This is a genomic window from Kitasatospora sp. NPDC001660 (assembly GCF_053596725.1).
Genome location: NZ_JBSFGU010000092.1, coordinates 1 through 11284 on the forward strand (window position 1 = coordinate 1; position 11284 = coordinate 11284).

General features: G+C 72.0%; 9 protein-coding genes. 6 read left to right on the forward strand and 3 right to left on the reverse strand.

All coding sequences use genetic code 11. The features are described 5' to 3' along the window. The 5 genes from ACWCXH_RS38775 to ACWCXH_RS38795 form a co-directional block, all read left to right on the forward strand. The coding region (locus ACWCXH_RS38775) for an acyl-CoA dehydrogenase family protein (RefSeq protein WP_157849844.1) at positions 1-97 on the forward strand (97 nt) is incomplete at its 5' end. A gap of 114 nt (positions 98-211) precedes the next feature. After that, positions 212-892, forward strand: coding sequence for a TetR family transcriptional regulator (locus tag ACWCXH_RS38780; protein ID WP_449806229.1), 681 nt, complete (start codon positions 212-214; stop codon positions 890-892). A 565-nt stretch (positions 893-1457) separates the two neighbouring features. Beyond that, complete coding sequence (locus ACWCXH_RS38785; protein WP_449806222.1) at positions 1458-3644, forward strand: IS1096 element passenger TnpR family protein; 2187 nt, start codon at positions 1458-1460, stop codon at positions 3642-3644. A gap of 31 nt (positions 3645-3675) precedes the next feature. After that, a complete protein-coding gene (locus ACWCXH_RS38790; RefSeq protein ID WP_449806223.1) occupies positions 3676-6546 on the forward strand; it encodes an SNF2-related protein in 2871 nt (956 codons plus the stop codon). A 100-nt stretch (positions 6547-6646) separates the two neighbouring features. Next, positions 6647-7888 (forward strand): SWIM zinc finger family protein, encoded by a 1242-nt coding sequence (locus ACWCXH_RS38795; RefSeq protein ID WP_449806224.1) that lies wholly within the window; start codon positions 6647-6649, stop codon positions 7886-7888. Positions 7889-7991: 103 nt separating this feature from the next. Here the strand turns inward: ACWCXH_RS38795 and ACWCXH_RS38800 are convergent, their stop codons facing one another. Further along, positions 7992-8639 carry a protein-L-isoaspartate(D-aspartate) O-methyltransferase gene (locus tag ACWCXH_RS38800; RefSeq protein ID WP_449806225.1) on the reverse strand — a complete coding sequence of 216 codons (648 nt, stop codon included), beginning with the start codon at positions 8637-8639 and terminating at the stop codon, positions 7992-7994. Then, entirely contained in the window at positions 8636-9763 is a 1128-nt protein-coding gene (locus ACWCXH_RS38805) for a CapA family protein (protein ID WP_449806226.1), read from the reverse strand. The genes ACWCXH_RS38800 and ACWCXH_RS38805 overlap by 4 nt, the downstream gene beginning before the upstream one ends. 269 nt (positions 9764-10032) lie before the next feature. Here ACWCXH_RS38805 and ACWCXH_RS38810 point away from each other — a divergent pair, with 269 nt between their 5' ends. Next, on the forward strand, positions 10033-10587 hold the full coding sequence (locus ACWCXH_RS38810) for a DinB family protein (protein ID WP_449806227.1): 555 nt from the start codon (positions 10033-10035) through the stop codon (positions 10585-10587). 200 nt (positions 10588-10787) lie between these two features. On the opposite strand, the gene ACWCXH_RS38815 is transcribed toward ACWCXH_RS38810, so the two are convergent. After that, positions 10788-11284, reverse strand: a 497-nt coding sequence (locus tag ACWCXH_RS38815; protein WP_449806228.1) for a hypothetical protein, incomplete at its 5' end; no start/stop codon positions are given.

The following is an 11284-nucleotide window of genomic DNA, read 5'->3' on the forward strand; positions in this document are numbered from 1 at the left end:
CCCGGTGGAGCGGATGATGCGGGACGCGAAGATCACGCAGATCTACGAGGGCACCAACCAGGTCCAGCGCATCGTCATGGCCCGCAACCTGCCGTAACGCACGCGGCCTCGGCCGTTCGGGGCCGATGCCATGCGCGATGTTATGTTCCCGGGAATGAGCGAGAAGGAAGAGCAGGACCTGCCCATGAACGACGGGCCCTCGAAGCCGGCGATGCGCGAGGCGCTGGTGGCCGCGGCCTTCGAGCTCTTCCTGGAGCGTGGCTTCGAACAGACCACCATCGACGACATCGTGTCCCTCGCCGGGGTCGGCCGACGCTCCTTCTTCCGCTACTTCCCGGCCAAGGAGGACGTGGTCTTCCCCGACCACGAACGCAGCCTGGCCGAGATGACGGAGTTCCTGGAGTCCGGCACCGGAGAGGAGGACCCGGTCCAGCACGCCTGCGACGCGGCCCGCCTCGTCCTGCGGATGTACGCCGAGCAGCCGTCCTTCTCCGTCCAGCGCTACCGGCTCACCCGCAAGGTGCCCGGCCTGCGCGCGTACGAGCTGTCGGTGGTGTGGCGGTACGAGCACACCCTCGCGGCCTACCTGCGCGGCAGGTTCGACGACCGCCCGGACGGGTCGCTGCGCGCCGACGTGATCGCGGCCGCCGTCGTCGCGGCGCACAACCACGCCCTGCGGACCTGGCTGCGCTCGGGCGGGGAGAGCGACTGGGTGGCCGAGGTGGACACCGCGATGGCCTTCGTCGTCGGCACCTGGAGCGAGCGCCCCACCGAGGGCGCGGGCGAGGGCGAGCCCGACGACGTCGTCGTCCTGGTCGCCAGCCGTAGGGCGCCGCTGTGGCGGATGGTCCAGGGCATCGAGAGCGCACTGGGGGAGTCCCGGCAGATCTGAGCCGCCGCGAGGTTGCGCGAGCCGACCCTGCCAGCCCTGCCACCCCCCCCCCCGAAAACCATCCCGGAAAACGCGAAATCCCCTCGGCGCTCTTCCGAGCCCCGAGGGGATGTTCCGCGTCCGAGAGGAAACCTGAACCATCGGCCACTCTGGAGTGGGCCTCCACGGTGCTGCAGCTGGACGGCCCCTGACCGCCGCAGTCTCGGCGGAGCGGCCTGAAGCCGACGTCAGCGAGGTTCGGGCACCGTGACACGGGCTGGCAGCCAGGAGGAGCAGCGGGCAAGGGGCGCGGCCTGACATCACTCCTTCGAGTGACGTCAGGCCGAACTGACAGCCGGTGCGCAGGCGGGCGGGATCAACTCGTCCACGTGGGGTCCCGACGTGTTGGGTTCCCGATGTGCTGGTGGCCGTGCCGGGTGTGTCCGGCATCGCCCGGCGGCAGGACGGGCGTCGAGGTGGAGTCCGTCGTGCCCGGCACGCCTTCCGCGGCGGTTTGCCCTGGCGTCGGTGCAACCGCCAGGATTTCCTCTGATCGGGTGAGGGGTGCGGAGAGGTGGCCTGGAGCATGCGACAGACGACGGAGCATCAGCTCAAGATCGTGCTCCTCGGCACGAAGCCCCCGGTGTGGCGCCGCGTCCTACTGGCGTCCGACGTCACGCTGGGCAGTCTGCACGAGGTGATCCAGCGGGCGTTCGGCTGGACCGAGAGCCATCTGCACGGCTTCGAGGACGGTCTGGGCCGGGAGTACGGCCCGGCCGATGCGGCGGAGGAGTCGTACTTCGGGAGCGTCGACGAGGAGTCGGTCTCCGTGGCGGACGTCCTCCCCGAGGTCGGCGATCGCCTCGACTACACCTACGACTTCGGTGACGACTGGGTCCATCGGGTCACCGTGGAGAAGGTCCTGCCGACCGGGAGCGGGGAGCGGGTGGCCCGCTGCGTGGGGGGTCGCCGGGCCGACCCGCCCGCCGAGGACATCGGCGGGCCCCGGGGCATGGAGACCGTACTGGCGATGCTCGCCGATCCTGAACCGGCGGACTCCGAGGAGGTGTACGCGGACCTGGTGGGGGAACTGCGCGAGCGCGGCCATGACCCGGCCGCCTTCGACGCCCGGGAGGTCAGCCGCGCACTGGAGTCGCTGGCGCTGCGCACTCCTGGTCCGGCCGGTCGGCGCCGGAACGGCGGGAAGGATCGTGCCCTCGCCCGGCGCGACGGTCCTCGTCCCACCGAAGCGGATCTGGTGCACTGCACGTGCGGTCAGTGCCGGGTGGGGGACCATGTGCGGTCGAGTCCCGACCTCGGGGGGTTTCCGGACGGTGCGGCCGAGCCGGAGCTACTGCCTGCGGTGTCGCTGCCGCCCCGCGCGGAACTGGCTGCCACGGCTCGCGCGGTCCCGCTGTTCGACGCCGCGTCGCGACTCGCCGCCTGGTGCGGCGACGGCCGGAAGGTCACGGCGAAAGGCGTGCTGCGGCCCGCGCTCGCCCGCGAGGCCGTCGAGGAGCTCGAACTGTGGCGGCTCGACGAGGAGTTCGAGGACCCCGAGGAGCGCGCCGGCCATCTCGGGGCGATGCGCAGTGCCGGCGATCTACCGATCGTCGACGACCCGTGGCAGCTCGCCGTCGCGGGCGGACTGGTCGAGATCGCCTCAGGTGCTGCCCGGTGTGCCGTCGTCGACGACGACATGCTGCTGACGGGCTGGGAGGAGGCGCTCGGCGAGGAGTTGCTCTTCCTCGCCGAAGAGACCGCGAGCGGGATCCCCGGCCTGCTCGGGAACCTGCTGCCGGTCGCACCGGACACGGTGATCAAGCTCCTCCGACTCCTCTACGCGCTCCCCGAGGGCGAGTGGCTGGACAAGGGCACCGAGCTCGTCGGCATGACGGAGGGGGCGTCCGCGCGGGCCGTCCCTCTCCTCGAGGTGATGCTCAGCGCGCTCGTGGACGAGCTGGCCGACGTGCTGGAGCGCCTCGGTGCCGCCGAGGTCGAGTGGGGTGATCGACCCGATGATCCCGAGGCAGCGGTGCTGGGCATCCTGCTCGGCAGCCCGGCCGCGCCCCTGGTGCCGCGCCAGGCCCGGCAGGAGGCAGGCGCGCAGGGCCGGCTCCGGTTGACCCGGCTCGGCCGCCACGGCCTGCGCGAGTTCCTGCTGGAGCTGGGGGACATCGCCCCGCTGGTCGGAGAGCACGCCGACGCGGACGCCGCCACCCTGCTCGACGCCCTGCCCGCCTACTCGCCGGAGGCCGCCGCGCAGGAGGTGCACGGCTGGCTGGCCCGCCGTACCCAGGCGGACGCGGCGGTGCAGCTGATCGACGCCTGCACGGGCACCGACGCGGGGTCCGCGATGCGCCGCAGCTGCGCGCTGCCGGTGCTGACGCGGCTGGAGGAGGAACGGGCGCTTCGGGTACTGCGCAAGGCCGCCGCCTCCGAAGTGGACGGCTGCCGCCAGCTGGCGGCCGGTGCCCTGTTCGCGCGCGGCGAGGAGACGGACGGGCACGACGGGCTGACCACGCTGTGGCTGACGGTCGACACGTTCGCCGCGATGGCCGGCCTGGACACGTGCGAGCTCGCCGAGTTCCTCGGCGAGGCGGACGGTGAACTGTGCACCACGCTCTCCCTGGTGGCCGACGAGCTGTGGCGCAGCGGACATCCGTCCGCCGCCGACGTGCTCACCGCACTGGGCGACGCGCTGCGCGACGTCGACAAGAAGCTGGCCAAGCGCCTGCGCACCTCGGCCAACAAGGCCAGGTCGCGCCGGTGACACACGACGGAACCGAAGGAGCTCTCCCGACATGGCTCGCGTGACAGTCAAGGTGCCGAGGCAGCGCGCCGTGCCGCCCCTTGCCGCTCCGGAGGCCGTGTCGTGGGTGACCGGGCTGCTCGGCGGCGGCTGGGCCGCGGTGTTCCTGCCCGAGGAAGTGGCCCGCCACGGACGGCTGTTCCTGTGGCGGGCCGCCGACGCCGAGGCCGCCCCGGCGTCGCAGCCCCCGGCCGGCGTCGACGCGCGCTCGGCCGAACTGGTGCTGCCGCACGGACGCTCGGTGCGCCGCCGTACCGTCCCGGGCTTCGCGGTCGAGGCCGCCGTCGCCCTGCCCGCGCTGCTCTCCGCCGACGCCGGACACCCCTCCGTCCCCGCCTGGGCCGCCGCCGCGCGATTCGCCCTGGCGCTGATCGGCGACGGCCGCCTCTACCCGGGGCTCAGCCCCGAGGGGTACGACACCTGGCGGGCCGGGCCGTACGACGCCGGGCACCGCCGGGCCCTGGACGAGCTGGCTGCAGCCTTCCCGCCGCACGCCCACTGCCTGGCGCAGCCGGGCCCCGCGCCGCTGCGCATCGCCGAGCCCGCCCCGCTCCTGCGAGCCTTCTGCGACGCTGCGGCCGACACCCTGGCCCGTACGCCGGCCGCGCCGCTCGCGGTCGGCGAACTCCCGTACGCCTGGCGGGAAGTCCGTCCTCTGCCCCAACTGCGTTCCTGGGCTGAGGAGTTGGAAGCGTCACTGGTCGCCGATGTCTCGGTGTCACTGCGGGTCGACCCGCCCGTGGGCCGCCGGAAGCAGTTCCGCGCCGTGCTCCAGCTCCACACCGCCCAGGACCCCGCTCTGGTGTTGGAAGCAGGGCATGCATGGGCCGATCCGGCGGCGACCGAGCGGCTGCTCGGCCCGCGTGCCGAGACGGAGATGCTGCTGGCCCTGCGGCGCGGCGCCCGCGCCTGGGCGCCGCTGGGCCGGCTGCTCCAGGACGCCGCGCCCGACCAGCTGCGGCTGACCGACGACGAGGCGCTTGAGCTGCTGGGCGATGCCACCGACGCGCTGGGCGCCGCCGGCATCGCCGTGCACTGGCCGCGCGAGCTGGTGAAGGCACTCACCGCGCAGGCGGTGATCGGGCAGCACACCGCCCCGGGCAGTACCGCCGGCGGCCTGCTGGACACCGACACGCTGCTCGACTTCCGCTGGCAGATCTCGCTCGGCGGCGAGGAGCTGACCGAGGCCGAGATGGACGCCCTGGCCGAGTCACGCCGTCCGCTGGTCCGGCTGCGCGACCAGTGGGTGATCGCCGACCCGAAGCTGGTGGCCCGTGCCAAGCGCCGTCGGATGGAGCCGCTCGGCCCGATGGACGCGCTCACCGCGGCGCTGACCGGGGAGGCCGAGCACGAGGGCGAGCCCGTTCCCTGCCTGGCGGTCGGCGCGCTCGGCGAGCTGGTGGCCCGCATCCGCGACCCCGAGGCGAAAAGCGCCGTCGAACAGCCGCCCGCGCTCAAGGCCACCCTGCGCGACTACCAGCGGCGGGGCCTCGCCTGGCTTGCGCAGATGTGCGAGCTGGGACTGGGCGGCTGCCTCGCCGACGACATGGGCCTCGGCAAGACCATCACCCTCCTCGCCCTGCACCTGCACCGCCAGGCGGATCCGGCAACGGCCGGACCGACCCTGGTGGTCTGCCCGGCCTCGCTGCTCGGCAACTGGCAGCGCGAGGCCGAGAAGTTCGCGCCCGGTACCGTCGTACGCCGGTACCACGGTGGCGGACGGCACCTCGACGACGTGGCCGACGACGAGATCGTGCTGGTGACGTACGGCGTGCTGCGCCGGGACCGGGAGCGCCTGGCCGAGGTCGGCTGGGGACTGCTGGCGGCCGACGAGGCGCAGCACGTCAAGAACCCCTACAGCACCACCGCCCGCGAGCTCCGCGCCCTGCCGGGCCGGGCCCGGGTCGCACTCACCGGCACCCCGGTCGAGAACAACCTCTCCGAGCTGTGGGCACTGCTGGACTGGACCACACCGGGGCTGCTCGGATCCCTGCCCGCCTTCCGCGAGCGCCACGCGCGGGCGGTGGAGTCCGGCGAGGACCCGGAGGCCGCCGAGCGGCTCTCCCGTCTGGTGCGGCCCTTCCTGCTGCGCCGCAAGAAGAGCGACCCCGGCATCGCCCCCGAGCTGCCGGCGAAGACCGAGACCGAGCGCATCGTCCAGCTCACCGCCGAACAGGCCTCGCTGTACGAGGCCGTGGTGCGCGAGACCATGGAGCGCATCCGCGAGAGCGAGGGCATCGCCCGCCGCGGCCTGGTGCTCAAACTGCTCACCGGACTCAAGCAGATCTGCAACCACCCCGCGCAGTACCTGCGCCAGGCCGGTCCGCTGACCGGGCGCTCCGGCAAGCTCGACGTCCTCGACGAGTTGCTCGACACGATCGTCGCCGAGGGGGAGTCGGCGCTGGTCTTCACCCAGTACACGCAGATGGCCAAGCTGATCGAACGTCATCTCGTGCAGCGCGGGACGGCCCCGCTGTACCTGCACGGCGGCACCCCGGTGGCCCGGCGCGAGGAGATGGTGTCCGCGTTCCAGGCGGGGGAGGTCCCGGTCTTCCTGCTGTCGCTCAAGGCGGCCGGTACCGGGCTCAACCTCACCCGTGCGACCCATGTGGTGCACTACGACCGCTGGTGGAACCCGGCCGTCGAGGACCAGGCCACCGACCGTGCCTACCGGATCGGCCAGGACCGGCCGGTGCAGGTCCACAAACTCGTGGCCGAGGGCACCGTGGAGGACAAGGTGGCCCGGCTCCTGGAGAGCAAGCGCGCCCTGGCCGAGGCCGTGGTCGGCTCCGGCGAGGCCGCCCTGACCGAACTCGGCGACGACGAACTGGCGGAACTGGTGGCCCTGAGGAGGCAGTCATGAGCGAGCGCAGCATGGGGGTCCCCCCGGCCGAAGGCCGGGGGAGAGTCGTCGAGAGGTGCGCATGGGCGAACGCCCCTGTCGAGCGAAGCGAGAGGTGCGCATGAGCCCGGCCCGTCGAGCACCCACCCGAGGCGCCCGCGCGTTCGCCGCCACCTGGTGGGGCCAGGCCTGGGTGACCGCCCTGGAGGACTCCACCCTCGACTCCGGCCGTCTGGCCCGGGGCCGCACCTACGCCCGCAAGGGCATGGTCGGTCAGGTCGTGGTCGCGCCCGGGCAGATGAAGGCCCCGGTGCAGGGCAGCCGCCCCCGGCCCTACCGCTCCGCCGTGCACGTCCCTCCGCTCACGGACCGCCAGTGGGACACCCTGCTCGACGCGATCGCCACCCGGGCCGGCCACGTGGCCGCACTGCTGGACGGCGAGATGCCCGCGGAACTGGTCGAGGACACGCGCACCGCGGGCGTACCCCTGCTGCCCGCGCCCACCGAGCTCGACCCCGAGTGCAGCTGCCCCGACTGGGGCTACCCGTGCAAGCACGCCGCCGCCCTGTGCTACGCGATCGCCGCCCGCATCGACGAGGACCCGTTCGTGCTCTTCGCCCTGCGCGGCCGGGACCGCGAGCAGGTCTTCACCGCCCTGCGCGAGCGGCGGACGGCCGAACGGGCCGCCGCCCAGGACGTCCCGGCGGGGATCCCGGCCGCTGCCGCGTACGCGCGCTGGGCGCAGGAACAGCCAGGTCTGCCGCAGCCGCGCCTGCCCGGGGCCCGGTCCGCTGCGCGACCTGCGGACGGCCGGCTGCCCGCCGATCCCCCCACGGGATCGGGGCTCACCAGCGGCGACCTCGAACGCCTCAGCGCCGACACCGCCGCCCGCGCCCGATCGCTTCTCGCCGGGGACCACTCGTCCCTCGCACTCGCCCAACGCCAGGACGCGGTACGCCTGACCACCACCCAACGCGACCCCGACTGGTTCCACGGACTGCAGGCCGGTACCGGACTGCGCCCCCTGGAGCTCGCCCGGCTCACCCGGGCCTGGCGCCACGATGGCGCGGTCGGGATGGCCGTCGCCGAGGAGCCCGGGCCGGCCGACCCGGCCGTCATGACCTCGGCCCGCACCGCGGTGACCGAGGCGCTCACCGACATGGCACCCCGGGACGCCCCGGGCGCCCCGACGCCGTTGCGGGCCTGGCGCAACCGCCTCACCCTCGGCGACACCGGCCTCCAGCTCCGCCTCGGCCCGGACGGCCGCTGGTACCCGTACCGGCAGGAGAACGGCGACTGGTGGCCGTGCGCCCCAGCCGAAGCCGACCCGGTCGCCGCACTCACCGCCGTCTGGGAACACTGACGGCGGGGTGGCGTACACCCTCGCCGTCCGCTCCCCTCACGTCCGCCGGAGAACGAGCACGCTGTTCGGAACGAGTGCGATTCGGGCAGGTCTCTTCACTGTCTCAGGACGAGAAGCCGTACCGTCCGTGCAGCCGGACGAACCTGGCCCAGGTGAGGGTCTGCCGGTGCTGCAGTCCCGAAGCGGTGCGTCGGAAGGACATGACCTGCTCCTCCCCGCCCGGTCCGATGGGCTGGACCAGGCGGCCGCCGAGCCGAAGTTGCCCGACCAGCGGGGGAGGGACTTCGGGGAACGCGGCGGAGACGATGACGGCGTCGTACGGGGCGCGGTCCGGGACGCCGCAGCCGCCGTCCCCGACGCGCAGCTCCACATTGCGAATGCTCTGGTGGGCGAGATTCCGCCGCGCCCGCCGAACGAGATCCGGCCATATCTCGATGCTCACGACGTCCGCGGCGAGGCGGGCGATCAGAGCGGTCTGAAAGGCCAGGCCGGTACCGACTTCGAGGACGTGCTCGGTTCCGGTGAGTTCCAGACCTTCGATCATCTTCGCCGACAGCGAGGGCTGGGTGGTCACTTGCCCGTGCGGGATCGGGACGGGCCGGTCCTCGTAGGCGAGGGCGACGTATTCGGCAGGGACGAATCCTGCTCGCGGCGTCTCCCGTACGGCGTCGAGCAGTCGCTCGTCGCGGATCCCGGCCATCAGGACGGCCTGGAGGAGATCTTGGGATGCAGGAGAAATCTCTCCGGTCACGTCCGCTCTCCTCGCGTCCGCCGGAGGCCGAGCATGCCGTCCGGACCGAGGTCGATGCGTGAGCCGAAGACGCGGCTGACCCGGTCGAGAATCTCCCGTACCCACTGGGAGTCTTCGTGCGGTGCGGGCGTGAGGCGCATCTGTCGAGCCTGTACCGGCGCCATGTACGCGTCGACCAGCTTTCCGGTGTCCGGTTCGACCGAGACGAAGTACAGCAGGCGCAAGTCGTCCCGGTACTCCTCATGGCCCGAGATGCCCTCGTAGTCGTCGATGAAGTCGCCGCAGCCGTAGAGGACGAGCTTGCCGCGGTAGACCTCGACGGGGCGGGGATGGTGCGAGGAGTGCCCGTGCACCACGTCGGCACCTCCGTCGATCAGCGCGTGCGCGAAGCGGATCTGAGCGGGGGAGACGTGGTAGCCCCAGTTGGACCCCCAGTGGATCGATACGACCACGATGTCGCCCGGTCGCTTCACCCGCCGTACTCGGTCGGCGACCTCGGCGGCGTCCGCGTCCGAGGTTTCCGACACGAGGGCGACGCCGGCGTGGTCCTCGACTGCGGCCCACGTCGCCGGAATCCCGCTGGACGCCGTCCCGAACGCGAAGATCAGAACCCGCCTGCCGCCGTCCACCGGGACGATCGCGGGCCGCCGTGCCGAGCCCGTGTCCCGTCCTGCCCCCACCGCCCGCAGTCCCGCGTGCGCCAAGGTTCCGAGCGTCTCTTCGAGCCCGAGGCGCCCGAAGTCCAGCACGTGGTTGTTGGCCAGCACGCAGGCGTCGGGTCGGCCCGCGGCCAGGCAGGGGAGATTGGCCGGAGCCATCCGGTAGTGCACCTGCTTGCCCGGTGCGAAGTCGTCGCTCCGGGTGACGCTCGTCTCCAGATTCACCACCCGGACGTCGGGCGCGGCGCTGTCGAGGAGCCGCAGGGCCTCCCCCCAGGGCCAGGAGAAGTCGACCGGACGAGGAATCGTGCCGTTCACGGCCTCCGCCAACTCGACGTAGGTCAGTGCATCCCCGACGTACGGCTCCCGCAGGGTCGGATCGCCCGGGTGGGGGAGGATCTGGTCGACACCTCGCCCGAGCATCACGTCGCCGCAGAGAAACAACCTCACCGGATCGGCGTCCATGCCTCAACGCTAGTCACAAGCCGCCGACTCCGTGACCCGGGCTTTGTGCGAGGAGCGGTCATTGTTGACATCAATAGTTTTTCGAAGCCCCGATGTCCTTCATGAGGAGCCCGGACTGCGGCTGTGGCTGCGGCTGCGGCTCTGTTCGCCGCTTGCCCTTCGCACCTCATCGGCTGCAGGTTCTGTCCGCGCCGCCCCTGGGCGCCCCATCACCGTGACGGCGAGAGGTGGCAGGACAGCCGCATGCATGGGGGCGCATTCCGCCCGAGATGCCGTCGATCGACTGGGGCTGGGACGATGTCACGATGGACGCCCAGAAGAGGCCCGAGTCACTCAGGGTGGCCGATGAGCGCACGATGCTGACCGGCTTCCTGCAGTACCAGCGCGAGACGCTGGCCATGAAGTGCGCGGGGCTCACCGCCGCGCGGCTGAGGGAGAAGGCCGTGCCGCCCTCGGGACTCTCCCTGCTCGGGCTCGTTCGGCACATGGCCGACGTCGAGCGGACCTGGTTCCGCAACGTGCTTGACGGCGAGCACACCAAGCCCCATTGGCCCCGGAGCGAAGGCGGCGCATTCGATGTCGACACCGCAGACCCGGCCGAAGCGTTCGAGATCTGGCACGAGGAGTGTGCCCGGTCCAGCGCCATCGTGGACGCGGCCGAATCCCTCGACGCCACCGGTCACTTCGGCAGGAACGACTTCTCGCTCCGCTACATCCTCACCCACATGATCGAGGAGTACGCCCGCCACAACGGCCACGCCGACCTCCTTCGCGAACGCATCGACGGAGCTACCGGGGACCGAGAGGCGGCCCGCACTCCGTAGTCGGCATGGTTCGACAGCAGCTTGGTGATCGACTGCTCCGTCATGTCCTGAGCCGGCCAGGCCAGCTGCTCGTTCAGATTCCGTCCGGCCGGCCCCGGGATGCAGCTCCCTGGAGACGTGAGGGCTGTCGGCACGCCTGCGTGAGCCTCGGCCGTCAGGAACGCCTCGATCGTCATACGGCCGCGCTTGCAGGGCGTGCGTCAGCTTCCGCCGTATCGGGCGAACACCGCCTGCTGTTCGTCCTTCCAGGTCCACCCGCCTGGCCGGGCGAATGGCAGCTGCCGGGCAAGGGCCGAGAACTGTCCGGACGGTTCGCGGCTGGCCTTGTTGACCACAATGGCCGAGAGCATCGGGGATCGACCGTCCTGGTTCTCGTAGAGGCAGACGTCCTTGAGGAGGTAGGTCATGATTCCGCGATGGGGAGGGATCGAGTCGAAGTCCTTGTCTGCCAACTTGGCGCTCAGCTCCCCGTAGGACATGTCCAGGCCCTCGCGAGCCCGCTCCCGAAGGATCTCGACCGCGGCCTCCAGGGCGTTTGGATAGTCCGGATCGGTGCGCCTCATGCCATCCTCCTGGCTGATCGTCAGATGTGAAGGATACCGGCAGGGGCAGGCGGACACTCCTGGTCTATGGTCGGCCGAGGCCGCTTGAAGCGGGTCGCTTTGGGTCATGTCGGAGTTGTGGACGTCGCATGCCT